The organism is Microbispora rosea (assembly GCF_044460045.1).
GTDB classification, from domain to species: domain Bacteria; phylum Actinomycetota; class Actinomycetes; order Streptosporangiales; family Streptosporangiaceae; genus Microbispora; species Microbispora rosea.
Map to the genome: position 1 here is coordinate 70,499 of NZ_JBITJO010000004.1, position 26,287 is coordinate 96,785.

Genomic DNA, 26,287 nt, shown 5'->3' on the forward strand with positions numbered 1-26,287 from the left:
GCTTTGGGGGTCGCTCTATTGCGAGAGCCCGCACATCACCGGGCAATTTGAGCATAAGGCATCGAGATAGACAAAGAGCTTGGGATATTGGAGCGGTCCAACGTTTCGACCGACCTTAAACACATATCGGCAGAGCGGCGTCGAGCAGGGGGAAGGCAATATCGGACGGGCCATGGACGACGCCACCCCTCGTGGAACCGGTCCAAACCCCAGGCCGTAATTCCAAAGGATGACAGAAGTGATTTAGTCCTAAATTTCACTACAATCGTGACTCAAACACATCTAATCCGTACGGCTCCTGTACGCTTCTCGCCCGTCGCCGTCTATGCGGGACGACCCGGGCGGACGGCACCTCAACACTCCAGACAAGGAGACTTCATGAGGCTTATGAGTCGCACTCTCGCCGTCGGCGCCGCAGCCGTTCTGGCGCTCACTTCTTGCAGCAACTCCGAGACGACGTCCGCTTCTTCCTCGGGCAACGGACTGGAGAAGACGACGCTGAAGGTGGGCACCATCCCGGTGCCGGACAGTGCGCCGTTGCAGGTGGCGATCGAGAGAGGATTCTTCAAGGCGGAGGGCCTCGAGGTCCAGCCCGAGGTGGTCGCCGGCGGCGCCGTCGCCACCCAGAAGCTGCTGGGCGGGAGCCTCGACATCTCGCTCGGCGCCTACGTCGGCACTTTCCTCGCCCAGGACAAGGGCGCGGGGAAGTTCAAGTATGTCGCCGACAGTTACGGGGCCGCGCCCGGCGCTTTCGTCATTATGGTCAAAAAGGACTCCCCGATCAAAACTGTCGCAGACCTCAAGGGAAAGACCATAGCGGTCAACGTGCTCAACAGCGTCAGCCAGCTGACCGCCGAGGTGCAGATGAAGGTGGCCGGGGTGACCGCGACCCCGGACCAGTTCGTGGAGAAGACGTTCCCCGACATGCCCGCCGCTCTGGAAAACGGTCAGGTCGACGCGGCCGCGATGACCGAGCCGGTCATCACGGTGGAATCAAAAGCGGGCGGCCGAATCATCGTCGATGAGATGACCGGTCCGACCGAAAGTCTTCCCATCGCCGGCTGGTTCACCACTGACGCCACCGCGAGCAAATATCCGAAGGCGATAGCCGCGTTCCAGCGGGCGCTCGGCAAGGCGCAGGCACTCGTCGCGAAGGACCGCAAGATCGTCGAGGAGATGCTGCCCAAGTACACCAAGATCGACGCCGCCACCGCGGCCGTCATCTCCCTGGGCTCCTATCCGACCTCTCTCAGCGAGACCCGTCTCCAGCGCGTGGCCGACCTGATGAAGGAGTACGGCTACATCAAGAACGATCTCGACGTGAAGTCGATGATCCTGCCGCCCCCGGCGAGCTGACGGAGATCCCGTACCTGCTATGGAACATGCACGAGTCCTCCGCGGCGTCGCCGGCGTCGCGGGGTTCCTCGCCGTGGCCGAGGTCGTCGGCGCGACCGGCCTGATCGACGATCGCTTCCTGCCGCGGATGTCGACGATCCTCCGCGGCGCGGCGGAACTGCTCGTCGATCCGGAGTTCCTCGCGGACGCGCGTGCCTCGCTCGCCGCGTGGGGACTCGGGCTGCTGCTGACCGTTGCGGTGTCGGTCCCGGCCGGACTCGCGCTCGGGGCCCTGCCGCCCGTGGAACGCGCCGTACGGCCGCTGATCGAGTTTCTCCGGCCCATCCCCTCGGTCGCCATCATCCCGCTCGCGATCCTGATCTTCAGTGACAACCTGCACCTGAGGGTGGCCGTCATCGTCTACGCGGCGTCCTGGCCGATCGTCATCAACACGATCTACGCACTGCGGGACGTCGACCCCCTCGCCAAGGAGACCCTGCGCAGCTTCGGGTTCGGTCCGATGTCCGTGCTGCTCCGGGTGGCGCTGCCCAGCGCCGCGCCCTTCATCGCGACCGGCATCCGCGTCGCCGCCGGCACCGCCGTCATCCTCGTGGTCAGCGCGGAACTGCTCGCCGGAGGAGCGGAGGGGATCGGGATCTACATCACGGAGGCCGCGAGCGGCAACCGGATGGACCTGATGCTCGGCGCGGCCCTGTGGGCCGGCCTGTTCGGCGTCCTGTCCAACACCGCCCTGGTCGCGGTGGAACGCAGGCTGTTCCGCTGGCACGACGTACGCACCGGAGCCGCCCGATGAACGTGATCAGAGCCGTCGGCCGTCTCTGGCTGGTGCCGGTGACGCTCGTGGTCTGGGAGGTCGCCACCCGCGCCGCCGAGCAGCCGTTCTTCCCTCCCCCGTCGGCGACGCTGGCCCGGATGGGCGAGATGTGGCTGTCGGGCCCGCCCGCCCACCTCCTGCTGACGGAGCAGGCGATGGACGATTTCGGCCCCAGCCTCGCCCGTCTGTTCGCCGGGTGGGCGCTGGCCGCGGTCCTCGGAGTGGCCGCCGGAATCGCCATCGGCTGCTCCCCCCGCCTGTCCGGCTACCTCGACCCGCTGATCCACCTCGGCCGGGCCGTGCCGCCGCCGCTGCTGGTGCCCTTCTTCCTCGCCCTGCTGAAGCTGAGCACGCCTGCGCAGCTCACGACGATCGTGTTCGGGATCATCTGGCCGATCCTCCTCAACACCATCGACGGCACCCGGACGGTGGACCGGCAGCACCTGGAGACCGCCCGCATCTTCGGATTCTCGACGGTCCAGCGGCTCACCCGAGTGATCGTCCCCGCCGCGATGCCCAAGATCTTCGCGGGCCTGCGGCTGGCCCTCTCGCTGGCCCTGATCCTGCTGATCATCGCCGAGATCCTCGCCGGCTCCGGCGGCCTCGGCTACCGGCTCCTGACGGCACAGCGCACCTACCTCTACACCGACATGTGGGGCTGCCTGGTGGTGCTCGGCCTCCTCGGCTATCTGCTCAACTCCGCGTTCCTGTTGATGGAACGGCGCGTTCTCGCCTGGCACAGGAACGCCAGGCAGACCACCTAGGAAGGCATCGTGCTCGAGATCACCGATCTGGTCCACTCGTACGGCTCGCATCGCGTTCTCGACGGGGTGAGCATCCGCGCCGCCGAGGGCGAACTCGTCTGCGTCGTCGGCCCCTCCGGCTGCGGCAAGTCCACTCTGCTGCGATCCGTCGCCGGTCTCATCCGTCCCACCGGGGGCCGGGTGCTGATCGGCGGGCAGCCCGTCGACCGCATCCCCGACAACCTGGCCGTCGTCTTCCAGGACTACAGCCGTTCGCTCTACCCCTGGATGACCGCCGCGAACAACGTGGCGCTGCCGCTGCGACGCCGCGGGCTGGACCGGCGGCGCCGCAGGGAGGCGGCCACGGCCGCGCTCGACCAGGTCGGGCTGGCCGACGCCGCGGACAAGTACCCCTGGGAGATGTCCGGCGGCATGCAGCAACGGGTGTCCATCGCCCGCGCTCTCGCCTACCGCCCGTCCCTGCTGCTGATGGACGAGCCCTTCGGCTCGGTCGACGCGCAGACCCGCGAGGACCTGGAGGACCTGGTGCTGCGGGTCTGCGCGCATCACGGCATGACGACCCTGCTGATCACGCACGACATCGACGAGAGCGTCTACGTCGGCGACCGGGTGGTCGTCCTCACCCGGTCGCCGGCCCGGGTCGCCGCCGACCTGCCGGTCGGCCTGGGCGAATCACGGGACCAGATCGCGACGCGGCAGCTGGACGCGTTCGTCCGGCTGCGCGCCGAAGTGGGCCGCCTGGTCCGGGGCGGCTCCTCCACCTCAACTGTTCTGGAGAAGCATTGATCGACTCCACCGGCCCCGCCTGGGACGCCATCGTCGGGCTCTCCCGGTTCGCCGCGCTCGCCGCGATGGCCGAGCTGGACTGCGCCGAGCATCTGGCCTCCGGCCCGATGCGTGTGCCGGAGCTCGCCAAGGCGTGCGAGGCGCACGAGCCCTCCCTGGCGCGCCTGCTGCGGGAACTCGAGACGGTCGGCGTGGTCCGCGCCGTCGCTCCGGAGACGTACGAGCTGACCGAAGAGGGTCAGACGCTGCGCGACGGCGTTCCCGGCAGCATGCGCTCCGCCCTGCGCATGGCGGCCGAGAACGGCTACTGGTACGCCATGGGCAACCTGGCGCAGACCGTGCGGGACGGGCGGTCCGCCTTCATCGCGCGATTCGGCCCGTTGTATGGCTATTTCCAGGAGCATCCCGAGGCCGCCCGCCTGTTCAACGAGTACATGGCCATCCGCGCGGCGCCGCTGGAGGCCGCCCTGGCGACCTCCTACGACTTCACCGGTGTGGAGACGTTCGTGGACATCGCCGGGGGAACCGGGCACCTGCTGGCGGCGGTGCTCGAGCGGCACCCCGGCATGCGCGGCGTGCTCTTCGACATTGCGCACGTGGTGGAGAACGCCCGGGCGTCCCTGAGCGCGCGGGGCCTCGGCGACAGGTGCGAGTTCGAGAGCGGCGACTTCTTCGAGAGCGTGCCCGCGGGCGGTGACCTCTATCTGCTGGCCAGCGTCATCCACAACTGGAGCGACGAGGCGAGCCTGCGCATCCTCGCCAACGTGCGGAGGGCGGCTCCCCCCCACGCCCGGCTGCTGCTGCTGGAAATGGTGCTGCCGGACGACGCCACGCCGCACATCGGCAAGGACCTCGACATGCGCATGCTCGCGTTGACCGACGGCGGGATGGAGCGCACGGCGAGCGAGCACACCCGCCTGCTCGGCGAGGCCGGTTTCACGCTCTCCCGCATCCTGCCGCTGCCCGCCGGGGCGAGCCTGATCGAGGCCCTGCCCCGCTGAACCCGGAGTGCCTCACCGAGGCCGCCCTGCGGTGGTCTTCCCGGCCCCATGGAAGGTCCGCGCCTGCGAGGAGTTTCCATGGGGTGGAGCAGGCGCCGCCTGGGCCGCCCGCCGCAGAGCCCGGCCCGTCAGACGCGGCCTTGGTGGAAATTGGGGCCGGGTACGGCGACGCGCATGGTCAGCGCGTGTTCGACCAGCGTGATCAGGGTGCTCTTGACCGATTCGCGGTCACGGGCGTCGGTGCGGACCATCGGGATGTGCGGCGACAACGTCATCGCCTCCCGCACCTCCTCCTCGGCGTGGGGGAACTGCCCGTCGAAGCCGTTGACGCCGACGACGAACGGCAGACGCGCCTCCTCGAAGTAGTCCACCGCCGGGAAACTGTCCGCCAACCGCCGGGTGTCGACCAGCACCACCGCACCGATCGCCCCCCGCACCAAGTCATCCCACATGAACCAGAACCGATGCTGACCCGGCGTACCGAACAAATACAAAATCAGATCCCGGTCCAGCGACACCCGCCCGAAATCCATCGCCACCGTCGTGGTCGTCTTGTGCGGCACCAACCCCACATCGTCCACACCCGCCGAGGCATCCGTCATCACCGCCTCGGTCGTCAACGGCACGATCTCCGACACCGCCCCCACGAAGGTCGTCTTCCCCACACCGAAGCCCCCCGCAACGACGATCTTCGTCGAGGTCAACCCCCGGCTAGAGCCTGCGAAGTCCACTGAGCACCCTTTCCAGCAAGTTCAGATCCGGCTTACCGGCCTCCAACTGCGGCTGATGCACATGCACCAGCCCCTCCGCCGCCATGTCCGCGATGACCACACGGACAACACCCAGCGGAATCCGCAGCAACGCCGACACCTCAGCCACCGACCGCACCTGACGGCACAGCGTGCTGATCGCCTGGCGTTCCGGGGTGAGCGTGGAGAGGTCCTGATGCATCACCGTGGCGGAGGACACGAGTGCCTCCATGGCGAGTTGGAGCCGTGGTGCCGTGCGCCCGCCGGTGACGGCGTACGGCCGCACCAGCGAGCTCTGCTCCGTCGGCGCCGGCGTCGGGACGCGGTTCGTGCCTCCGTACTGCCGGTGGGCGTCATCCACCGGCGGATAGGCCTCGTTGTTCCAGCCGCCGCCTGCCACAGCGTCCTCCTGACCTTTTCGCTCTCGCTCCGGAAACCGGCGGCCGTTCCGGCCGCCCGCTCAGGGCGTCTTCCCCGATCTGTCCTCCACCGCGTGCCTCACTTCGCGGAGTCTTCCGTCACCGCGGGTGGGACGCCTGGAGCTCGGCGCGAACCGCGGGGGTCAGCACCTGACCCGCCCGCTCGACCAGCAACGTCATCTGATAGGCCACCAGACCCAGATCGGAGTCGGCCGCCGCCAGCACCGCCAGACAGGACCCGTCACTGATCGACATGATCAGCAACAACCCCCGCTGCATCTCCACCACCGTCTGCGTCACCGGGCCACCCTCGAACACCCGCGACGCACCCTGCGTCAAACTGATCAAACCGGCCGCCACCGCCGCCAGCTGATCCGCCCGGTCCTTCGGAAACCCGTCCGAGAACGCCAGAGGCAACCCGTCGGCCGACACCACCACGGTGTGCGCCACACCCGGCACGTTGTTCACGAAGTCCGTGATCAACCAGTTGATGCCGCGTGCGGCCTGGCTCATTTCCCTCATCAGTCCTCCTTCTCACTGTCCTGGGCATCGGGTGTGCCCAGGGGCGCCGCCCCGGGATATGCCTGGTCCTCCCCGGCCTCCCCGCGGGCGACCGCCCGGCCCTGCCGGATGCCCTGCTGGAAGCTGGAGAGTCTGCTGCGCACCCGCTCGGGCGAGAGCACGGGCGGGGGCGGCGGCGGGGCGGCCGCCGCTGCCGCGGCGGGCTCCGCGGAAGGGGCGGGAGCCGTGGCCGAGCCGGGCACCAGGTTGGCCTTGGGCACCCGCTTGGGCAGGCCGGACGAGGTGACCCCGCCCAGAGCCGGCTCGCTGGCCGCCTTGGCCGCCTGCCAGCCGACGTCCGCCGGGGACGACCAGGTCCTGGTGTCCGCGGCGGGCTCGTCGTCCGACTCGCTCTTGTCCGCCGGGAGGTCGACCTTCTTGAACCAGTCCGACTCGACCGCGGCGAAGATCGGGAGGAACTCCTCCTCCGACTCCAGCGGTGAGGTCCGCACCACCGGCAGCGGGCCGGTGTTGTCGTCGCCTTCGAATGGGCCGCGACCGGTCCGTCCGGGCCAGCCCGCGCCGTCGTCCTGCGGGGTGCCGGGCCAGGAGCCGCCTCCCGGAGGGGGCAGGTGGCCGGGCCAGGGCGTGTCCACGGGGGCCTCGCCGACGTGGCCCCGGCTGAACGGGTTGGTGTCGAAGGGGCTGGAGTCGAACGGTCCCGAGTCGAAGTTCGTGGTCTCGAACGGGTCCCGCTCGGGCGCCGTCCTCTCGGTCGGCGTCTTGTCGAAGGCCGCACGGTCGAACGGCCCGGACTCGAACGGGCTGCGGGCGAACGGATCGGGCTGCCCGCCCTGCCCGAAGCCGCCGGTGTCGAAGGGGTTGCGGGCGAAGGGATCGGACGGCTCGCCCGGCCGCCCCGCACCGCCGGCCTCGAACGGGTTGCGCGCGAACGGGTCGGCGTCGGCGCCGCGGCCCTGCGGCGGCTCGAAGGGGTTGCGGGCGAACGGGTCGGGGTCGAAGTCGACGGTCTCCCGCGGGAAGGACTCGAAGGGCCCACGCTCGAAGGGGTCCCCGCCGGGGGTGCCGACGCCGGGCGCGTCCGCGCCGAACACCGGGGTGCGCGGCGGGTTCTCGAACGGCGTCGGGCTGGCGAGGGCCGGCGCGTTGCCGAACATGGGAGCGCCGAACTGCGGCCCGGCTCCGACCGCCGGCATCGGGCTGGTCAGCTCGGGCTGCGGCATGCCCGGCACGCCGGGGAACGCCGGACCGGCGTTGGCCAGCAGCGCCTCGGGCAGCAGCACCATGGCCGTCAGGCCGCCGGTGTCCTGCTGGCGCAGCTGCACGCGGATGCCGTGACGCAGCGCCAGACGGCCGACCACGAACAGGCCCATGCGGCGGGACACCGACACGTCCACGACCGGCGGGTTGGCGAGCCGGTAGTTGGTCTGGGCCAGCTCCTCGGGCGTCATGCCGATGCCCTGGTCGCTCACGGAGATGATCAGGCCGCCGCCGTCGATGCGGTTGCTCGACACCGCGACCTTCGTGTCGCGGGGCGAGAAGGAGATGGCGTTCTCCACCAGCTCGGCCACGAGGTGGACGACGTCGTTGACCGACTGGCCGACGACCGACGCTCCACCCGGCACCTGGATGTCGACGCGCTCGTAGCCCTCGACCTCCGACAGCGAGGCGCGCACGACGTCGACGATGGGCACCGGCTGGCCCCAGCGGCGTGCGGGCTCCTGCCCGGCGAGAACCAAGAGGTTCTCACTGTTGCGGCGCATGCGGGTCGCCAGGTGGTCGAGCTTGAACAGGTTCCCGAGCCGCTGCTCGTCCTGCTCGCCCTGCTCCAGACCGTCGATCAGGGACAGCTGGCGCTCCACCAGCGTCTGGGTGCGCCGCGACAGGTTCACGAACATCGCGTTGACGTTGCTGCGCAGCCGGGCCTCGTCGCCCGCCAGCCGGATGGCCTCACGGTGAACCTCGTCGAAGGCCCGCGCGACTTCACCGATCTCGTCGCGGCCGACCACCTGAATCGGGGCGATGGGCGGGACCTCGGCGGCGTCGCCGGCCTCCCGCAGCTTCTGGACCGTGTCGGGGAGGCGGCTGCCGGCGATCTCCAGCGCCTCGCTGCGCAGCCGCCGCAGCGGGCGTACGAGCGAGCGGGCGACGCCGGTGGTGACGAGCAGAACCGCGATCAGCAGGAGGGCGACGGCGACGGCCACGATGATGGCCCGCTGCTGCTCGTCGTCCTTGAGCGTCTGGCTCCGCGCCACGATGGAGGAGGTCAGCTTGGCCTCGACGGTGCGCATCCGGTTGATGGGCTGCGACATCGCGTCGTACCAGAGGCGGGTGTCGTCGCGCACCGACAGGTCGAAGCCCTTGAGCGGGAAGCCCGCGTTGGCGCGGTCGAGCACCAGCGTGCGGATGAACTCCGCCTGGTCGACCTTGCCGCCGGTGACCGTGTTGTCGTAGTCGGTGCGTTCCTCGGGGGTGGCGCCCTTGCGGAAGGCGCGCAGCTCGCTCTCCTCCGCGGACACGGCGCCGAGGAAGTTCTGCAGCTGGGCCTGCTCGAAGCGGCCGTTGGGCAGCACCGTGGTCAGCAGGCCGCGCTGCACGGAGGCGTTCTCCTTCACACGGGCGAGCGCGGCCAGCGTGACGGACGAGGCGGCGAGCCGGTCGTCCTGCGTGCTCTTGGCCAGCTCGTCCTGCAAGGCCAGCAGAGTATCGATGACGAGGGTGTACTGGTCGAGCACGGCGCTCGGTTGCAGGTTCCCCTGCATGGCCTGGCTCCGCAGGACCTCCACACCGTCGAGCTTGCCGATGATGTGGTCGATCTCGTCGGAGGCGCGGCTGCCCACCTTCGTCCTGACCTCGTTGGCCAGGTTCCGGACGGCGGTGGCCGCCTTGTTGGTGAGAAGGGTCTGCGCCTTGACCGCGGCGGACGCCTTCGCCGGGTGGCCGAGCGTCGCGTTCCAGGCGGCGCGGTCGCGTTCCGACTGCAGCTCGTGGGTGAGGCCCGCAACCTTGTCGACAAGCCGCGCCAGGTCGCTGATCTGCTGATACTCGGCCGCCGTGGTGACGGAGGTGACAACCCGCAGGCCGCCCAGCAGCAGCGCCGCCGCGGTGGGGATGAGGATCAGCGCGACAAGCCTGGAGCGCACGCGCCAGTTGCGCAGGAGAAAACGACTTCCCTCGTCGGGCTCCTGCTCAGCCGGAACCCCGGTCCCGGGGCTCTCGTCGGTCCGGGGGTCTTGTGTCCTCACAGGCTTTGCAACCTCTCGCAGTATGTGCGCACAGGGGGAGTGTCTCAGCACGGATGTGGCTGGCGTGACGTGCGAGACGTCCTGCAGGCGAGGGTAATTGCAGCACACCGACACCAGGGAGGCCAACCGAACACCCGTGCACAAATAGCCTAGACAGGCATGTAGATGATGTTATTTGGTTAAATATCGGGTCGGCATCAATACCGAATTCTGCCCTGCCAGGTAGCCGCCGGTCCTGGAGACGGGAGCACCGAAGGCAAAGGTTGCGGCTCCGGCGCCGCGCTCCGGCCGGACGCCGCGAGGGCGGCACCCTGCGGGGTACCGCCCTCGCCGGCCCCGTCCGCGGGGCACGGTCTGTCCGGAACACGCTCTGTCCCGCGTTCAGTACTGTTTGCCGTACGCGGCCCGAACGGTCAGCACGTATTCGACCAGGCTGATGAGCGTGGACTTGACGGCTTCCCGCGAGCGCGCGTCCGTACGGACGACGGGGACGTGCGGAGGCAGCGACAACGCCTCACGGACCTCCTCCTCCGAGTGGAGGAACTGCCCCTCCCAGCCGTTCATCGCGACGAGGAAGGGGAGCTGCGCCTCCTCGAAGTAGTCGATGGCCGGGAAGCAGTCGGCGAGCCTGCGGCTGTCGACGAGCACGACCGCACCGATGGCGCCGCGGACGAGGTCGTCCCACATGAACCAGAAGCGGTGCTGGCCCGGCGTGCCGAACAGGTAGAGGATGAGGTCCTGGTCGAGCGAGAGCCGGCCGAAGTCCATGGCGACCGTGGTGGTCGTCTTGTTCGGCGTGAGCCCGAGGTCGTCGATGCCCGCGCTGGCGTCGGTCATCACGGCCTCGGTCGTCAGCGGCAGGATCTCGGAGACGGCACCGACGAAGGTCGTCTTCCCGACGCCGAACCCACCCGCCACGACGATCTTCGTCGAGGTAAGACCACGGCTAGAGCCTGCGTAGTCCACTGAGCACCCTTTCGAGCAGGTTGAGGTCTGGCTGTCCCTGGTTCAGCTGCGGCATGTGCAGGCGGACCAGACCCTCGTCGGCCATGTCGGCGATGAGCACACGGGCCACGCCGAGCGGGACCCGGAGCAGTGCCGAGATCTCCGCGACCGATCGTACGGAACGACAGAGCATCATGATCGATTCCTGCTCTGGGCTGAGCAGAGAATAATCATTGCTCTTCAAGGTCACCGATGATACGAGGGTTTCCATCGCCATGTGGTAACGCGGCTCGGATCGGCCACCGGTGACGGCGTACGGACGGAACAGAGGCTCGTCCTCTGTCCCGTCACGATCACGCACGGCCCTCTCCCCTTGTCATCGCCGCGACGTCTGCAGCTCGGCGCGCAGCGCCGGAGTGAGCACCTGACCTGCCCGCTCGACGAGCAGGGTCATCTGGTAGGCCACCAGGCCCATGTCGCAGTCAGGTGCGGCGAGAACGGCCAGGCAGGAGCCGTCGCTGATCGCCATCACGAGCAGCAGTCCCCGCTGCATCTCGACGACGGTCTGCGTCACCGAGCCCCCCTCGAACACCCGCGAGGCGCCGACGGTGAGGCTGAGCAGGCCGGCGGCGACCGCCGCGAGCTGGTCGGCGCGGTCAGGCGGAAAGCCGTCCGATTGGGCCAGCCGCAGGCCGTCCGACGACACCACCACCGCGTGCGCCACGCCAGGCGTGCTGCCGACGAACTCGGTGATCAGCCAGTCGAACCTGCGTGCATCCACGCTCAGCTCAGTCACGAGCCCTCCTCCTCTTTACCCGACCCTTCGGCGAGACCTCCGGCCGTCTGGGCCCGGCCTCGCCTTACACCCTGCTGGAAGCTGGACAGGCGGCTGCGCACCGCATCGGCCGAGACCGGGGGGCGCGGGGCCGCGGGGGGACTGTCCGCGCCCACCGAGCCGGGCACCAGGTTGGCCTTCGGCGTCCGCTTCGGCAAGCCCGCCGCGGTCACGCCGCCCAGCAGGGGGTCACGGGCGCTCGCCGCGGCCTGGAAGCCGCTGTCGGCCCGAGACCGCCATCCGGCGGGGTTCCCGCCCTGCGCCTGCGGGGCGGCGACGGGCCCCGGGGCGGGGGCGGAACGGGGCACCCTCGCGATCTCCCCGGTGCGCTCTCCGGGCTTCTCGTCGGCCGTCTCGCCGGGCTTCTCCGCGTCCGCGCCGGTCCGCGCCATGGGCGCGGCCTGCGGGCCGGTGTCGGAGGGACGCCGGAACCACGCCGACTCGACCGAGGCGAAGATCGGCAGGAACTCCTCGCCCTGCTCCAGCGGCGACTCCTCCACCGACGGCAGCGGCCCCGTCGACGACGCGACGTCCGCCGCCGCTCCCGGAGGCGGCGCCGCGCCGGGGAACGCGTTCGGTCCGGTGCTCGACGGGGAGAAAGCCGTCGGCCCGGAGCCGGACAGCGAGTCCGACGGCGAGAGGGCCGTCGGTCCGGTGCTGGACGGCGAGAACGCGTTCGGCCCCGTGCTGGACAGCGGGTCCGACGGCGAGAAGGCCGTCGGCCCGGTGCTCGACGGGGAACTCGGCTGGGGGAACGCCGTCGGTCCGGTGCTCGTCGGAGAGAAGGCCGTGGGGCCCGTGGACGCTCCGCGCTGCGGAAGTCCCGTCGGCCCGGTGGGCAGCGACGGCCACGAGTGCTCCGAGCGGTCGTCGCCGCTCCCGCCCGCTGCCCCGCTCTGGAACCCGTTCTGCGATTCGCTCTGCGAGCCGCTCTGAGAGAACGCCCCTGGCCACGACGGCCCCGGCTGCTCGCCGAACGCCGGGCGGTGCGCGTCGCCCTCAGGCGCCCTCCCGGCCCGGTCCGGCATCGGATGCGGCCCCGAGTGTTCGCCGAACGCGCTCTCCCCGTAGGTGTTCTCCACGGGCGGCGCGTCCGCCGTCGGCGCACCGAACGCGGCGAACCCGCCGGTGCCGTTGCCGCCGGCGCCGGCACCGCTGAGCCCGATTCCACCGGGACCGTTCCCGCCGGCCGCAGAGGGCCTGCGGGTCCCGACGCCGCCCGCCGCGCCGTTGCCGGGGCTCCAGGGTTCGAACGAACCGCCCCCCGGCGCGACGGGACCGAGCGGGTCCGGCTCGGCGAACGCCTGCCGGGCCGGCAGTCCGGCCGCCGTCTGCCCGGCGGGAACGGAGGGACGCGGCATCACCGGCTGGTCGGCGTTGGAGATGAGCTGGGCGGGGAACAGCACCATCGCGATGACGCCCGCGCCGTCGCCCCGGCGCAGCTGCACGCGGATGCCGTGACGCAGCGCGAGGCGGCCGACCACGAACAGACCCATCCGCCGGGACACCGAGACGTCGATCGTGGGCGGCTCGGCGAGACGGCGGTTGATCTCCGCGAGCTCCTCCGGCGACATGCCGATGCCCGCGTCGGTGACGCCGAGCATCACGGCGCCGCCCTCGACGGGGCTGCTGGAGACGACCACCTTGGTGTTGCGCGGCGAGAAGGCGATGGCGTTCTCGACCAGCTCCGCGAGCAGGTGGACGACGTCGTTCGCGGCGTGACCGGCGATCGCGATCGTCCGGGGAATCCGGACGACGACCCGCTCGTAGTCCTCGACCTCCGACAGCGAGGCGCGGACCACGTCGACCAGCCGGGCGGGCTGGCTCCGCTTGCGCGGCGGCTCGTGACCGGCGAGGACCAGGAGGTTCTCACTGTTGCGGCGCATGCGCGTGGCCAGGTGGTCCAACTTGAAGAGGTCGGCCAGACGCCGGCCGTCCTCCTCGCCCCGCTCCAGGCCGTCGATCAGCGAGATCTGCCGCTCCACCAGCGTCTGCGTACGGCGGGAGAGGTTCACGAACATCGCGTTGACGTTGGCGCGCAGGCGGGACTCCTCGGCGGCCAGGCGCACGGCCTGCATGTGGACCTCGTCGAAGGCCTGCGCCACCTCGCCGATCTCGTCGCTGCTGTCGACCGGGATCGGCTGCACGTGGGACTCGCGCTCGGGGTCCTCGGACTCGCGCATCTGCCGGACGATCTCCGGCAGCCGCCGCCCTGCGATGTCGAGCGCCTCCACCCGCAGGCGGCGCAGCGGCCGCACCATCGACCGCGCGATGAGCACGGTGGTGACGAGCACGAGCACGAGGAGCGCGAGGATCAGGCCGCCGGCGATGAGGGCGTTGCGCTGCTCGACCGACTGCAGGTCGCGGGCGCGGCTTTGCACCAGCCCCGACACGTGGCCCTCGACGGCCGCCATCTGCTCGATCGCCTTGGTGCTGTCCTGGAACCACTGCTGGGCCGTCCTGTCCCTGCCCCGGTAGCGGCTGAGGGACTGGTTCTGCAGGCCGAGCGTGAGCGCCCACGACTTGGTCAGCTCGCTGTTGACCACGTCCTTGTCGCCGAGAAGGGTGACCAGGCGGCTCGCCTCGGTCGCCGGGGCCTCGGTGTAGAACGTCGCCAGGTTGCTCTGCTGGCGCGACTGGGAGGCCAGGAAGTCCTGCAGCTCGAACGTGGTGAAGACCTGGTTGCGCTCCAGCAGCTCACGCGTGAGGGTGGCCCGCTGCAGCGCCGCCTCCTCCTTGGCGTGGGCGAGACCGCTGAGAGCGCGGAGGTTGCCGACGATCGCGGCGTTGTCGTCGTTGTTGCCCAGTTCGTCCTGCAGGCGCAGGACGTTGGCGATCACGGCGCTGTAGTCCTCCGGCGCACCGTTCTTGCGGATGCCCGCGAGGCTGGAGATGCGGCTCGACAGCTGCTGGGCCTGCTCCACCGCGCGCGTGCCGTAGTCCTCGTTGATGTTCTTGAGGTCGGCCTTCACCTGCTCGAGGAGCGGGTCGACCGCCGCGCGCTGCTGGGCGCGGGTCACGACGGTCTCCCCGTCGATGTTGAACTTGCGGCTGCTGTTGCCGCCCCAGACGAACAGGTCGCGTTCGAGAGCCAGCTGCTCGGCCAGATCCCGCAGGTGCACCGAGTATTCCGCCGCCGACCTGGTCCGCTGGTAGGCCGTCAGGCTGTCGATCGAACCCACGACGCGGACGCCGGCGAGGAGCACTGCCACGATCGTAGGGGCGACGATCAGCGCGGTCAGACGTGTAGGCACTCTCCAGTTGCGCGGCGAGAGACGACTCCGCCGCCTGCGGTTATCGGTATTCGACTGCTCCATGCTCACCGGCCCCGCCATCGTTCGGCCTGCCTTCACGCGTCTGGACAGCATGAAGTGACACAGCTGTATAAGCGGGGACAATTCGACCACAAGGTCACGATGGTGAGCGGCCCTACCCCTGCCGCAGCACCCCAATTGTTACCAAGAGGTGAGGATCGTTACCCACCTCATCTGAGTGCCGCGAGCACGTGCTCTCGCACCTGGATCCGCTGCTGCTCATCAAGAATGGGACGGCCTGTGCGATCCGCCACATAGAAGACATCCACCGCTTCTGCGCCCAGAGTCTCCACACGCGCGGCACGTACGTCAAGACCGCAGTCGCCGAACGCGCGGCCGATCCGCCACAGCAGCCCGGGTCTGTCGTGCGCCCGCACCTCCACCACGCTCGCCGTGAGCGAGGCGTCGTCCACCAGGGTGACCCGGGGCGGCGCGACCGGAACCCGGGACGGGCGCATCGACCTCGCCCGCCGGGCCAGGCGCTGCTCGATGTCGAGCCGTCCGGCCAGGACGAGGCGCAGGTCGGCCTCCAGCGTCGCCGGGTCGGGCGGCGTGCCGTACTCGGGGACGACGACGAACTCGATGACCGCCGTCGACCCCGCGGACGCGGCGGAGGCGGAGCGTACGGCCATGCGGTGCGCCGCGAGCACCCCCGCCGCCCGCCACAGCAGGCCCGGCCGGTCGGGCGCGACCACGGTGACCGCGCTCCCGTTCACGCGCACCGCGCCGCCGCCGTGCCGGGCGAGCGCCGCCTGCTCGGGAGAAAGGGCCGGCGCGGGCGCCGGCGGCGTGCCGGACAGCACCGACCGCACCCGCCGGACCAGGTCGGAGACCAGGGACGCCTTCCAGGAGTTCCACGCGGCCGGGCCCGTGGCGTTGCCGTCGGCCACCGCCAGCGCGGACAGCAGTTCGAGCACCTCCCGGGACCCGACGGCCTCGGCGACCCTGGAGATGGTGACCGGGTCGTCCAGGTCGCGCCGGGTGGCGGTCTCCGGCAGCAGCAGGTGGTGGCGCACCACGGTCGCGAGGATCTCCACGTCCGCCGGCGGCAGGCCCATGCGGGTGCCGATGTCCCTGGCGACGATCTCCCCTGTGGTGGAGTGGTCGCCCGGCCAGCCCTTGCCGACGTCGTGCAGCAGCGCCGAGATCAGCAGCAGGTCGGGGCGGGACACCTCGCGGGTGAAGGCCGCGGCCCCGGCCGCGGTCTCGATGAGGTGCCGGTCGACGGTGTAGCGATGGACGGGGTTGCGCTGGGGGCGGTGCCGGACGCGCTCCCAGTCGGGGATGAGCTTCACGAGCACACCGGCCTGGTCGAGCTCCTCCCAGACCGGCACGGCCGCGCGCCCCGCGCCGAGCAGGGCGACCAGCGCGCCGCGCGCCTCCGGAGGCCACGGCACGGGCAGCGGCGGCGACTGCGCGGCGAGCGCGCTGACCGTCGCGGGCGCGAGCGGCAGCCCGGCCTCGGCGGCGGCCGCGGCCGCGCGCAGCACGAGTGTGGGGTCGGTGCGCGGGTTGACGCCTCGGGCCAGCACGACCTCGCCGCCGTGCTCCACCACGCCGTCGGCGAGCGGCCTGCGGCCCCGGGGGGCGGGGCCGGTGAGCAGCCGGTCGACCGTCCGCCAGGTGGCGTCGAAGGCGTGGGAGATGGTCCGGCCCGCCTCGGCCAGGCGGCGCATCAGCGCCTCGGCGTCCAGCAGGCCCAGCGTGCCCGCGACCGCGTCCTGCTCCTGGAGCACCAGGCGGTCGGTGCCGCGCGCGGTGACGAGGTGCAGCCCGTGCCTGATGTCCAGCAGCAGCTCGTACGCCTCCCGGACCCGCGGGCCGGGGGCCGAGGCGACCCAGGCGGCCGCCACGGCCTGCATCGCCTGCACGTCCCGCAGCCCGCCCCTGGCGTCCTTGAGGTCGGGTTCGAGCAGGAAGGCCAGCTCGCCGCCGGACTCGGCGCGCTTGTCGGCCGACGCGCGCAGCTCGGCCAGCCTGCGCCGGGAGTCCGCCCGCCACTCGGCGAGCACGGCCTCCCGCACGGCCCTGGTCAGCTCGGGGTCCCCGACCACGTGTCGCGCCTGGATCAGGCCCAGCACGGCCTTGAGGTCCTCCCTCGCGACCTTCACCGCCTCGTCCACCGTACGGACCGAGTGGTCGAGGCCGATCCCGGAGTCCCAGATGGGATACCAGATGCGGTCGGCGATCCTCGCCACCTCGTCGCGGCCGTCGTGCAGCAGGACGAGGTCGAGGTCGCTGCCCGGGGCGAGCTCGCCCCGCCCCAGGCTGCCGACCGCGACCAGGGCGACCCCGCTGATCCCGTTGGGCGCGGCCACGCCCTGTCCGATACCACTGGGACCGGCCCCCTGGGATGCGGCGGGGCCGCGCTCGTCGGAGAGGCCGCCCTTCCCTCCCGATCCCCCCTCCCGCGCGTACGGCCGCGTGGCCGCCGTGCGGAACAGATCGGTGAGCCATCTGTCGATGTCCGCGGCCCGGTCCTTGCGGACCGCGGTGAACGAGCGCGCCTCCCCTCTCATCATCCGGTTACAGCGCCTCCGGCCCGCGCTCCCCGGTGCGGACCCGGACGACCGTGTCCACGGGGACCGACCAGACCTTGCCGTCGCCGATCTTGCCGGTCTGGGCCGCCTTGACGATGACGTCGATGACGTCCTCGGCGTCGTCCTCCTCGGCGAGAACCTCGACCCGGACCTTGGGCACCAGGTCGACCTGGTACTCGGCGCCGCGGTAGACCTCGGTGTGGCCGCGCTGACGGCCGTAGCCGCTGGCCTCCGAGACCGTCATGCCCTTGATTCCGAACTGCTCCAGGGCGGCCTTCACGTCGTCCAGTTTGAACGGCTTGATGACTGCGGTGATGAGTTTCATGCGTCGACCTTCTTCGCAGACGCGGGCACGGGCCCGTTGACTGAGGCCACTCCCGAGGAGTGGACGGTGCCGAGGTCGTACCCGGTCTCGGCGTGGGTCGTGATGTCGATGCCGGCGACCTCGTTCTCCTGGTTGATCCGGAAGCCCATCGTCTTGTCGATGATCTTTCCGATGACATACGCCATGATGAAGGAGTAGAGGCCCACCGCGACAGGACCGAGGGTCTGCACGCCGAGCTGGGAGATCGGGCCGCCGTAGAGGAGGCCCTCGTTCTGTCCGTCCGCGAAGGGGTAGCGGGCGATGATGCCGAGCGAGACCGCGCCGATCGCGCCGCCGACCAGGTGCACGCCCACCACGTCGAGCGAGTCGTCGAAGCCGAGCCGGTACTTCAGGCCGACCGCGTACGCGCAGACCGCGCCGGCGATGAGGCCGAGCACGAGCGCCGCCCACGGGTCGACGAAACCACAGGCGGGGGTGATGGCGACGAGGCCGGCGACGGCGCCGGAGGCGACGCCGAGGGTGGTGGAGTGGCCGTCGCGCAGCTTCTCCACCAGGATCCAGGCACCGGCGGCGGCGGCCGTGGCGACCTGGGTGTTCATGAAGGCGAGGCCGGCGGTGCCGTCGACGGCGAGCTCGGAGCCGGCGTTGAAGCCGAACCAGCCGAACCACAGCAGGCCCACGCCGAGCAGGACCAGGGTCAGGTTGTGCGGCCGCATCGGGTCCTTGCGCCACCCGGTGCGCTTGCCGAGCACCAGCGCCAGCGCGAGACCGGCGGCACCGGCGTTCACGTGGACGACCGTGCCTCCGGCGAAGTCCTCGATGCCGAGACCGGCCAGCCAGCCGCCGCCCCAGACCCAGTGGGCCACGGGGAAGTAGACGAGCGTCGCCCAGGCGAGGCCGAAGACGACCCACGCGCCGAACTTCGCCCGGTCGGCGATGGCGCCGCTGATGAGGGCCACGGTGATGATCGCGAAGGTGAGCTGGAAGGCCGAGAACACCAGGTTCGGCATACCGGTGCCGTCGTCCTTGGTGGCCGTGTCGATGAGGCTCTGCAGCCCCAGGGCGTCCCCGCCGCCGATGAGCTTGTTGACGAAGTTGTCCCCGTCGCCGAAGGCGTCGAAGGCCAGCGAGTGGCCGTACAAGACCCAGGCGAGGGTGACGGTGATGATGCTGACGAACGACATCATCATCATGTTCAGGACGCTCTTCGCCCTGGTCATGCCCCCGTAGAAGAACGCGAGCCCGGGCGTCATCAGCAGCACCAGAGCGGTTGCTGTGATCATCCAGGCGGTGGTGCCGGTATCGATCTTCACCGACGCGGCCCTCCTTACATTTGGCGTGTGGCCGTTATCACTCCCGCAGTGACTTCCTCCCGGGCGACCTTGGCCGGCTGGCGCACTGACGTTGGCGACAGCGTGTTCTTCCGCCGTTTCAGCCCACGACCATGTGTGTTTCACATGTGTGAAACTCGCCACCACCGTGTTTCGGGCCGGTTTCGGACGTGCTCAGAGAGACGAAACGCGCACCCGGAACGGATGCGCGTCGTCGGCCCTCCAATCGGGCCGACGGGACGGCCGCGAAGCGGCCGAGGGCCGCGTTCTATGCGTGCCCGTCCACGTTTGACGCCGCGGCGACGACCGATGAGACGCCTCCCCCGCCCCTGACCGATCCGCCGTCCTCGGCGCCGGACGCCCTGCTCACAGCAGTTCTCTGGCCGATTCGTAGACCTTGCCCAGCGCGGTCATCAGCTGGCGGAGCTCGGTCTCGGTGAGACCGGCGGTGATCTTGTCTTCCAGGCCGCGGCGCTCGGCTTCGACCGGCTCCCGAAGGGCTCGGCCCGCGTCGGTCAGCCAGAGCCGCACGAGCCTGCTGTCATGTTCGTCGCGGCGGCGGACGAGCAGACCGGTGGCGCTCATCCGGGTGGCCATCTTGACGACGGTGGGCGTGGTGACGTGCAACGCGGCCGCGATCTCACCGGGCGTGCTGCCGTCGCGCTCCCACAGGGCGGCCAGCAGGTGATCCTGCCCCTGATGCAGGCCGTGGCGGCGCATGGCCGTCTCGGCCAGCGCACGCAGCGCCTTCGTCGTTTTGCTGTGCAGGTCGAGGAACTCGGCCACCGCCACCTCCGGACGACAGATCGATTGACGGCTAATCATTTACCGGCTAACGTTCCGCCTCGTACGCCAATCGCTAGACGGCAAACGATTAGGAGTGTCATGCTACTGGTCACCGGAGCCACCGGCAGAATCGGCCGTGAGCTGGTCCGCGAGCTCGACGCGAGGAACGCGGAGTTTCGCATCCTCGTCCGCGACTCCGCCCGCGCGGCCGACTTGGCCGCAAGCGCCGAGCGCGTGCTCGGCGACCTGGACGAGCCCTCGACGCTCGCCCCCGCCTTCGACGGCGTCGACCGGGTCTTCCTGCTCACCCCGGGCATCGGCGTGGACCAGGCCGCGAACGCCGTCGCCGCCGCGCGCATCGCCGGAGTGCGCCACATCGTGCTGTTGTCGTCCATCTGGGTCTTCGGAGATCCGGTGCCCGCCATGGGCCGCTGGCACCACGAGCGCGAGCGGCTGCTGCGGGCATCCGGCATACCGGCCACGATCCTGCGTCCCGGCGGTTTCATGACCAATGTCCTGGAATGGGGGCCGTCCATCAGGAAGGAGGGGGTCGTCCTCGACGCGATCGGGCCGGGCCGGTCCGCGCCGATCGATCCGGCCGACATCGCGGCCGTCGCCGCCCTCGTGCTGACCGAGAACGGCCATGAAGGCCAGACCTACACCCTCACCGGTGACGAGACATTCACCATCGCCGAGCAGGTCGCGATCATCGCCGCCACCATCGGCCGCCGCATAGAGGTCCGTGCGGCGACCACCCCCGAGGAGATCGTCCGGTCCCGCTACCCCGACGGCGCGCCGAAGCCCCTTGCCGACGCGATCCTCGAAGCCGCGGCGCTCATGCGCGCGGACACGGCCGGAGTCCGCACCGGAACCGTGCACCACCTGCTCGGCCGCCGCCCCCGGACCTTCTCCGACTGGTGCGCCCGGAACGCTCACGCGCTGAGGCTCGGCGGCGAAGCCGAGTAGAGGAGGCCGGCAGGCGGGGCGCACCCCCTCTCCGCATGACGAACCGACGGCGCCCACGGACGACCGCGGACGCCGGCCTTCGTCACCCGGGCGAGACCCGGCCGAGGGCGGACCTCCGGTCAGGCGGCGCTGGCCATCTTGCGCAGCCGCACCAGCGCGTCGCGCTCGATGCGCCGGGCGCGGTCACGGCCGATGCCGTAGCGCTCCCCCACCTCGGTGAGGGTGTGCTCGCGGCCGTCCACCAGGCCGTACCGCCAGCGCAGCATCTCGCGCATCTGGCCCTCCAGGCCGGTCAGCCACTGCTCCAGGCGCTCCTTCTCCAGGGTGGCCATGGCCTGCTGCTCGGGGTCCGCCCAGGTCTCGTCGGCGATCATGTCACCGAGCTCGGTCTCGTCCTCGTCGCCCACACCGAGCTGGAGGGAGACCGGGTCGGAGGCCCAGCGGCGCAGCTCCTGCACCCGCTCGATCGGCAGGTCGAGCACCTCGGCGAGGTCGGCGTCGGTCGGCTCGGCGTCGAACTCCGCCAGCATGTCCCTGCGCACCCGCATGAGCCGCGTCATCTGCTCGCCCGCGTGGGTGGGCAGCCGCACCGGCCGCGCCTGCTCGTGGATCGAGCGGCCCACCGACTGCCGGATCCACCAGGTGGCGTAGGTGGAGAACTTGTACCCCCGGCGGTAGTCGAACTTCTCCACGGCGCGGACCAGCCCGAGATTGCCCTCCTGCACCAGGTCGATCAGCGGCATCCCCCGTCCGGAGTACTTCCTCGCGACCGCGACCACGAGACGCAGGTTGGCCTGGATGAACTCGTCCTTCGCCCGCCGCCCCGAGATCGCGATGCGCTCCAGCTCCTCGTCGGTCGCGTTCGCGATCTTCGGCTCGGGCCGCCCGCTGTCGAGCAACTGCTCGGCGAACAACCCCGCCTCGATGCGCTTGGCCAGCTCGACCTCCTGCTCCGCGGTCAGCAGGGGAACGCGGCCGATTTCGGCCAAATACGTCCCCAGCAGATCCCGGTCAGAGATGTGCTGCTCCTGCGTCCGATTCCCCGTCGCCATCCGATGGCACCTCGTTCCGCCGCCGCGATATGCAATATGTGAGCCGGGAGCCGGACGTGTCCGCCCCGCTCGGCACGGTCCCCGGCTTCCTGCTTCTGACCCGGACAACGGCCGGTCCATGGCAAAGATTCCCCAAACGGATACGACCGAGGAATGGTTTCCTTTTCCTCCTCAAGGAGGATGTGATGCCGGGAAAAAAGGCGTTTACCCAGGTTACGAGGGCCTAAACGAGGCGGCGCCCCATCCGCCACACCTGCGCGACCAGCGGCACTCCGGGCCGGTACGCGAGGTGGACGTACGACGGCGCCTCCAGGATGACGAGGTCCGCGCGGGCGCCGGCGCACAGGGTGCCCACGTCGGTGCGCCGCAGCGCCCGCGCGCCGCCCCGGGTGGCGGCCCGCACGGCCTCCAGCGGCGTCATGCCCATCTCGCGTACGGCCAGGGCGACGCAGAACGGCATCGAGGTGGTGAACGAGGAGCCCGGGTTGCAGTCGGTCGCCAGGGCCACCGTGACGCCCGCGTCGAGCAGCCGCCGCGCGTCGGGGTAGGGCGACCTGGTGGAGAACTCCGCGCCCGGCAGCAGGGTGGCGACCACCCCGGCGGCGGCGAGCGCGTCCACGTCGGCGTCGGTGAGATGGGTGCAGTGGTCGGCGGATGCCGCCCCCATCTCGCAGGCCAGCCGTACACCCGGCCCCGGTCCGAGCTGGTTGGCGTGGACCCTGAGCTGCAGCCCGGCCTTGCGGCCCGCCGCGAGCACCTCCCTGCTGTGCTCCTCGCCGAACGCGCCGCGCTCGCAGAACACGTCGGCCCACTTGGCGTACGGCGCGCACGCCTCCAGCATCGGGCCGGTCACGAGCCGGACGTAGTCGTCTGCGCTCGTCTCCGGCGGGACGACGTGCGCCCCGAGGAACGTGGTCTCCTCGGTGAACTGGCGGGCGATCTCCAGGCTGCGGCGCTCGTCCTCCACGGTGAGGCCGTAGCCACTCTTGATCTCGAACGTCGTCGTGCCCTGCATGGTCATCTCGGAGACCAGCAGCGCGGTGGTGGACACCAGCTCGGGGATGGTGGCCCGGCGGGTGGCTGCGACGGTCGAGCGGATGCCGCCCGCGGTGTAGAGCCGCCCGGCCATCCGCGCGGCGAACTCCTCGGTGCGGTCGCCGGCGAACACCAGGTGCGCGTGGCTGTCCACGAACCCCGGGACGACGGCGCGTCCCTCCACGTCGACCCGCTCGTCGGCGGGCGGGGCGTCGGCGGACCGGCCGATCCAACGGATCACGCCGTTCTCCGCGACCAGCGCGGCGTCCTCGATCTCCTCCCGCTCGGGGTCCGCCGTGTACAGCGATCCGATCCCCGTGAAAACGACTGATGTCATGCCGCTCGGCCCCACGTTTCCTGATCCTCGCCACCCCGCGAACTGCGCAAACCTCACCGGTTCAGCGGGGCGAGCGCCTCAACCAGCAGCGCGCCGACGTCGCCGAGCACGTGCCGCCCGTCCTCCACGATCCGCCGCCCGCTCGCGACCACCGAGTGCACGTCGGCGGCGGTGGCGGCGAACACCACCGACTCCACCGCCGACGCCTTGGTCGCTCCGGCCGTACGCACCGAGTCGAGCCGGACGGAGACGAGGTCGGCCCAGGCCCCGGGCACCAGGCACCCGGCGTCGGGGAAACCCAGCGACGCCTGCCCCGCGGCGGTCGCGGCGTGCAGGAGCTGCGCGGCGGGCCAGTGCCCGCGCTCGCCGGTGACCAGCCGCTCGTCCATCTCCACCGCCCTGGCCTCCTCGAACAGGTCGATGACCGCCTGGCTGTCGGTGCCGAGCGTGACGGGCGATCCTGCATCGAGAAGCCTGCGGGCGGGGCCGACGCCGTCGGCGAGGTCGCGTTCTGTGGTGGGACACATGCACACGTGGGTGGTCGAGCCGCCGAGCAGCGCCACGTCCACGTCGGACAGGTGGGTGGCGTGCACCGCGGTCGAGCGCGGCCCCAGCGCGCCGTGTTCGTGCAGCACCTGGACGGGCGTCGCCGAGTAGACCTCGACGCACGCCTCGTTCTCGGCCCGCTGCTCCGACACGTGCGCGTGCAGCGGGCCGGTGTGCCGGTGGGCGAAGTCGACGACCACGTGCATCTGCTCGGGCGGCACCGCGCGCACGGAGTGGATGGCCGCGCCGATCTCCACGTCCTCCTCGCCCTCGTGCGCCCGGGCGAGGTCGTCGGCCCTGGCCGCCCATCGCTCGGCGTCCCCGTCGCCGAAGCGCAGCTGGGTGCCGGTGAGGGCGTCGCCGATGCCGCCGGTCAGATAGCAGGTGTCGAGCAGGGTGATGCGCAGCCCGGCCCTCCTGGCCGCCTCGACCAACGCGTGACCCATCGCGTTCGGATCGGCGTACGGCCTGCCCCCGGGCCCGTGGTGCAGGTAGTGGAACTCGGCCACGGCGGTGATCCCGGCGAGCGCCATCTCGGCGTACGTCGCGGTGGCCAGGGCGAGGTAGCGGTCCGGATCGAGCGCCTCGGCGACCGCGTACATCCGCTCGCGCCAGGTCCAGAAGCTGCCGCGGCCGGTCTGGGTGTGGCCGCGCAGGGCGCGGTGGAAGGCGTGCGAATGGCAGTTGGCCAGGCCGGGCAGCGTGAGCCCGGCCAGCCGCACGGCTCCGGGGGGAGGCGGCGCCTCGGGCCTGATCTCGACGATGCGGCGGCCCTCGACGCCGACGACCACGCTCTCCACGATCTCGCCGGGCGGCAGCCACGCCATCTCGCACCAGTAGGTCACGTGCACCGGTCCTCCAGATGGGCGGCGTGGCGGTGATGCCACTGTAATGAACGTCCGTCCCCCGCGCCTCGCGCGGCCGTCAGCGGGTGGGTCCCCCAGCCGGCCGCACGGTGATCTCGGTGACGTGCGCGTCGGGCGTGGCCGTCACCGCGGCCAGCACGGCCCGCGCCACCGATTCCGCCTCCAGGTACTTTCCCGGCTCGTACGGCCCCTCCTCCTGGGCGCGGACGTCCCTCTGCATGTCCGTGTCCACGCGTCCGGGGAAGATCGTGGTGACGCGCACGCCGTGGGCGTTCTCCTCCTCGCGCAGCACGTCGGCGTAGGCGCGCAGGGCGAACTTGCTGGCGGCGTAGGCGCCCCAGTTGGGGTTGGCCCGCTGCCCGGCGCCGGAGTTGATCAGCACGACGTGCCCGTGGGCCGCGCGCAGCGCGGGCAGCAGCAGCCGGGTCAGCTCGGCGACCGCGATGACGTTGACCTCCATCGTCCGCCGCCACACCTCGGCGGGGACGTCGGCGAGGTGACCGAGCCTGGCGATGCCCGCGCTGTGGACCAGCAGGTCGAGCCGGTCGATCCCCTCCACGTCGGCGGGGGTGATCTCGGTGAGCTCCACCGCCCAGGGACGGGCGGACGGCAGTTCCGCGCACAGCGCGTCGAGCGCCGTGCCGTCCCGGCCGCCCAGGAAGAGGTCGTACTCGGGGGCGAGGGCACGGGCGATCGCCGCCCCCACACCCCGCGAGGCGCCGGTGATCAGAGCCGTGGGTCGCATGGACCTCACCTTAGAGCGCCGCCCGGATCTTGCCGCACACCGCGTGCCGGGTTTCCGGGCGACCGGGTGGCGGCGGGCATGTCACCGCTGCGGGCGCAGGGTCTCGGGCGTGGGGCGCTCCAGGGTCAGGGCGTAGCGGTGGTGCGGGTAGCGGTGGTCGGCCGGGCGCACCCGCACCTCACCGGCGGCGGCCTCCAGGATCACGCAGCGGTACCACTCGCCGTCTTCGAGGAACTCCCACTGCCCGGCGAGCACGTCGAGCCCGGCGCGTCGCACCTCCTCCTCGGCCCGCTCGTACGGCCCGGCCGCACCGATGGGATAGCCGAAGACGGTCAGCGGCTCCCACCCCTCACCGGTCCGCTGTACGTAGCCGAGCAGGGCGCCGTCGTCGTCCCTGCGGATCTCGTGTCTGTCGTTCACGGTTGACCACGATACTCAAGTTTGTATACAAATTTGAATATGTCATCGACGCGGGTGCTGATCCTGGGCGTGCTGCTCGACGGGCCGCTGCACGGCTACGAGGTACGCAAGAAGCTCGAACTGTGGGGCGCCCAGCACTGGGCCAACGTCGCCTTCGGCTCGATCTACCACGCCCTCGGGAAGATGGCCGAGGAGGGCCTGCTCGAAGTGGTCGGCGACGGACGGCCCTCCGGGCGAGGGCGGACCGTCTACGCCATCACGCCCGAGGGACGGGCCGAGTTCGACCGGCGGCTGCGCGAGCACTGGTCGGCGATCATGCCGATCGTCGACCCGTTCCAGGTCGCGCTGACGTTCATGGACCGGCTGTCCAAGGCCGACCTGCTCGCCGTCGTACGGGAGAGGGCCGAGCGGCTGCGCGCGGGGTTCGCGAGCTTCGAGCGGGCCCGTGACGCCAAGCGCGCGGCGGACGCTCCGCGGCACGTGGACGAGTGCCTGGCGTTGAGCGCGGCCGAATACCGCGCCCAGCTGGAGTGGCTGGAGCAGGCCGTCGAGCGCGTCGAGCGCGGCGACATCCCATGAACGAGGAGC

Annotated in this window: 24 protein-coding genes; 7 read left to right on the forward strand and 17 right to left on the reverse strand. The window is 70.9% G+C overall.

The features are described from left to right. The first annotated feature begins 387 nt into the window (after window positions 1-387). From ACIBK1_RS17620 to ACIBK1_RS17640, 5 genes are read left to right on the forward strand one after another with little or no spacing between them, the layout of a single operon-like run. On the forward strand, window positions 388-1,356 hold the full coding sequence (locus ACIBK1_RS17620; protein ID WP_036409627.1) for an ABC transporter substrate-binding protein: 969 nt from the start codon (window positions 388-390) through the stop codon (window positions 1,354-1,356). Between the two features lie 19 nt (window positions 1,357-1,375). Beyond that, entirely contained in the window at window positions 1,376-2,149 is a 774-nt protein-coding gene (locus ACIBK1_RS17625) for an ABC transporter permease (protein WP_396736119.1), read from the forward strand. Beyond that, complete coding sequence (locus ACIBK1_RS17630) at window positions 2,146-2,934, forward strand: ABC transporter permease (protein WP_396736122.1); 789 nt, start codon at window positions 2,146-2,148, stop codon at window positions 2,932-2,934. Before ACIBK1_RS17625 ends, ACIBK1_RS17630 begins: the two co-directional genes overlap by 4 nt. A gap of 9 nt (window positions 2,935-2,943) precedes the next feature. Next, window positions 2,944-3,720 carry an ABC transporter ATP-binding protein gene (locus tag ACIBK1_RS17635; RefSeq protein ID WP_357323331.1) on the forward strand — a complete coding sequence of 259 codons (777 nt, stop codon included), beginning with the start codon at window positions 2,944-2,946 and terminating at the stop codon, window positions 3,718-3,720. Next, window positions 3,717-4,721 carry a methyltransferase gene (locus ACIBK1_RS17640; protein WP_396736125.1) on the forward strand — a complete coding sequence of 335 codons (1,005 nt, stop codon included), beginning with the start codon at window positions 3,717-3,719 and terminating at the stop codon, window positions 4,719-4,721. The genes ACIBK1_RS17635 and ACIBK1_RS17640 overlap by 4 nt, the downstream gene beginning before the upstream one ends. Window positions 4,722-4,849: 128 nt before the next feature. On the opposite strand, the gene ACIBK1_RS17645 is transcribed toward ACIBK1_RS17640, so the two are convergent. From ACIBK1_RS17645 to ACIBK1_RS17700, 12 genes are all read right to left on the reverse strand, one after another. Beyond that, window positions 4,850-5,425, reverse strand: coding sequence for a GTP-binding protein (locus tag ACIBK1_RS17645; RefSeq protein ID WP_076443290.1), 576 nt, complete (start codon window positions 5,423-5,425; stop codon window positions 4,850-4,852). 7 nt (window positions 5,426-5,432) lie between these two features. Beyond that, a complete protein-coding gene (locus tag ACIBK1_RS17650; protein ID WP_083744218.1) occupies window positions 5,433-5,870 on the reverse strand; it encodes a DUF742 domain-containing protein in 438 nt (145 codons plus the stop codon). Between the two features lie 118 nt (window positions 5,871-5,988). After that, entirely contained in the window at window positions 5,989-6,411 is a 423-nt protein-coding gene (locus tag ACIBK1_RS17655; protein ID WP_076434898.1) for a roadblock/LC7 domain-containing protein, read from the reverse strand. Next, window positions 6,411-9,656 (reverse strand): sensor histidine kinase, encoded by a 3,246-nt coding sequence (locus ACIBK1_RS17660; RefSeq protein WP_396736128.1) that lies wholly within the window; start codon window positions 9,654-9,656, stop codon window positions 6,411-6,413. Before ACIBK1_RS17660 ends, ACIBK1_RS17655 begins: the two co-directional genes overlap by 1 nt. Window positions 9,657-10,037: 381 nt before the next feature. Beyond that, the gene (locus ACIBK1_RS17665; protein WP_197042833.1) at window positions 10,038-10,574 is read right to left on the reverse strand and encodes a GTP-binding protein; all 537 of its coding nucleotides are present in this window, start codon (window positions 10,572-10,574) and stop codon (window positions 10,038-10,040) included. Window positions 10,575-10,602: 28 nt separating this feature from the next. Beyond that, entirely contained in the window at window positions 10,603-10,962 is a 360-nt protein-coding gene (locus ACIBK1_RS17670; RefSeq protein WP_030510865.1) for a DUF742 domain-containing protein, read from the reverse strand. Between the two features lie 15 nt (window positions 10,963-10,977). Beyond that, window positions 10,978-11,397, reverse strand: coding sequence for a roadblock/LC7 domain-containing protein (locus tag ACIBK1_RS17675; RefSeq protein ID WP_030510866.1), 420 nt, complete (start codon window positions 11,395-11,397; stop codon window positions 10,978-10,980). Next, window positions 11,394-14,642 (reverse strand): nitrate- and nitrite sensing domain-containing protein, encoded by a 3,249-nt coding sequence (locus ACIBK1_RS17680; protein WP_396736131.1) that lies wholly within the window; start codon window positions 14,640-14,642, stop codon window positions 11,394-11,396. The genes ACIBK1_RS17675 and ACIBK1_RS17680 overlap by 4 nt, the downstream gene beginning before the upstream one ends. 278 nt (window positions 14,643-14,920) lie before the next feature. After that, window positions 14,921-17,272 (reverse strand): [protein-PII] uridylyltransferase, encoded by a 2,352-nt coding sequence (locus tag ACIBK1_RS17685; protein WP_231514091.1) that lies wholly within the window; start codon window positions 17,270-17,272, stop codon window positions 14,921-14,923. 4 nt (window positions 17,273-17,276) lie between these two features. Next, on the reverse strand, window positions 17,277-17,615 hold the full coding sequence (locus ACIBK1_RS17690) for a P-II family nitrogen regulator (protein WP_030510869.1): 339 nt from the start codon (window positions 17,613-17,615) through the stop codon (window positions 17,277-17,279). Beyond that, complete coding sequence (locus ACIBK1_RS17695; RefSeq protein WP_030510870.1) at window positions 17,612-18,928, reverse strand: ammonium transporter; 1,317 nt, start codon at window positions 18,926-18,928, stop codon at window positions 17,612-17,614. The genes ACIBK1_RS17690 and ACIBK1_RS17695 overlap by 4 nt, the downstream gene beginning before the upstream one ends. Window positions 18,929-19,312: 384 nt before the next feature. Next, window positions 19,313-19,738 (reverse strand): MarR family winged helix-turn-helix transcriptional regulator, encoded by a 426-nt coding sequence (locus tag ACIBK1_RS17700; RefSeq protein ID WP_231514092.1) that lies wholly within the window; start codon window positions 19,736-19,738, stop codon window positions 19,313-19,315. Between the two features lie 93 nt (window positions 19,739-19,831). Between ACIBK1_RS17700 and ACIBK1_RS17705 the strand changes: the two genes are divergently transcribed. Next, window positions 19,832-20,698, forward strand: coding sequence for an NAD(P)H-binding protein (locus tag ACIBK1_RS17705; protein ID WP_396736136.1), 867 nt, complete (start codon window positions 19,832-19,834; stop codon window positions 20,696-20,698). A 119-nt stretch (window positions 20,699-20,817) separates the two neighbouring features. Here the strand turns inward: ACIBK1_RS17705 and ACIBK1_RS17710 are convergent, their stop codons facing one another. The 5 genes from ACIBK1_RS17710 to ACIBK1_RS17730 form a co-directional block, all read right to left on the reverse strand. Next, entirely contained in the window at window positions 20,818-21,750 is a 933-nt protein-coding gene (locus ACIBK1_RS17710) for a sigma-70 family RNA polymerase sigma factor (protein WP_030510873.1), read from the reverse strand. Between the two features lie 223 nt (window positions 21,751-21,973). After that, window positions 21,974-23,122: an imidazolonepropionase gene (hutI, locus tag ACIBK1_RS17715; protein ID WP_396736139.1), complete on the reverse strand. Its 1,149-nt coding sequence runs from the start codon at window positions 23,120-23,122 to the stop codon at window positions 21,974-21,976. Window positions 23,123-23,175: 53 nt separating this feature from the next. After that, on the reverse strand, window positions 23,176-24,519 hold the full coding sequence (locus tag ACIBK1_RS17720) for a formimidoylglutamate deiminase (protein WP_396736142.1): 1,344 nt from the start codon (window positions 24,517-24,519) through the stop codon (window positions 23,176-23,178). A gap of 73 nt (window positions 24,520-24,592) precedes the next feature. Beyond that, window positions 24,593-25,279: an SDR family oxidoreductase gene (locus tag ACIBK1_RS17725; RefSeq protein WP_030510876.1), complete on the reverse strand. Its 687-nt coding sequence runs from the start codon at window positions 25,277-25,279 to the stop codon at window positions 24,593-24,595. Between the two features lie 81 nt (window positions 25,280-25,360). Beyond that, the gene (locus ACIBK1_RS17730; protein ID WP_030510877.1) at window positions 25,361-25,699 is read right to left on the reverse strand and encodes a hypothetical protein; all 339 of its coding nucleotides are present in this window, start codon (window positions 25,697-25,699) and stop codon (window positions 25,361-25,363) included. A gap of 39 nt (window positions 25,700-25,738) precedes the next feature. On the opposite strand from ACIBK1_RS17730, the gene ACIBK1_RS17735 reads away from it, so the two are divergent. Continuing rightward, window positions 25,739-26,278, forward strand: a complete 540-nt coding sequence (locus ACIBK1_RS17735; protein ID WP_051762325.1) for a PadR family transcriptional regulator — start codon at window positions 25,739-25,741, stop codon at window positions 26,276-26,278. The last annotated feature ends 9 nt before the right edge of the window (window positions 26,279-26,287 follow it).

Excerpts from the sequence above, each read along its gene's own strand:
- ACIBK1_RS17735 (WP_051762325.1), top strand. The coding sequence starts at position 25,739 with ATGTCATCGACGCGGGTGCTGATCCTGGGCGTGCTGCTCGACGGGCCG.
- ACIBK1_RS17710 (WP_030510873.1), bottom strand. The coding sequence starts at position 21,750 with ATGGCGACGGGGAATCGGACGCAGGAGCAGCACATCTCTGACCGGGAT.
- ACIBK1_RS17725 (WP_030510876.1), bottom strand. The coding sequence starts at position 25,279 with ATGCGACCCACGGCTCTGATCACCGGCGCCTCGCGGGGTGTGGGGGCG.
- hutI (WP_396736139.1), bottom strand. The coding sequence starts at position 23,122 with ATGACATCAGTCGTTTTCACGGGGATCGGATCGCTGTACACGGCGGAC.
- ACIBK1_RS17625 (WP_396736119.1), top strand. The coding sequence starts at position 1,376 with ATGGAACATGCACGAGTCCTCCGCGGCGTCGCCGGCGTCGCGGGGTTC.
- ACIBK1_RS17655 (WP_076434898.1), bottom strand. The coding sequence starts at position 6,411 with ATGAGGGAAATGAGCCAGGCCGCACGCGGCATCAACTGGTTGATCACG.
- ACIBK1_RS17705 (WP_396736136.1), top strand. The coding sequence starts at position 19,832 with ATGCTACTGGTCACCGGAGCCACCGGCAGAATCGGCCGTGAGCTGGTC.
- ACIBK1_RS17630 (WP_396736122.1), top strand. The coding sequence starts at position 2,146 with ATGAACGTGATCAGAGCCGTCGGCCGTCTCTGGCTGGTGCCGGTGACG.
- ACIBK1_RS17690 (WP_030510869.1), bottom strand. The coding sequence starts at position 17,615 with ATGAAACTCATCACCGCAGTCATCAAGCCGTTCAAACTGGACGACGTG.
- ACIBK1_RS17620 (WP_036409627.1), top strand. The coding sequence starts at position 388 with ATGAGTCGCACTCTCGCCGTCGGCGCCGCAGCCGTTCTGGCGCTCACT.
- ACIBK1_RS17685 (WP_231514091.1), bottom strand. The coding sequence starts at position 17,272 with ATGATGAGAGGGGAGGCGCGCTCGTTCACCGCGGTCCGCAAGGACCGG.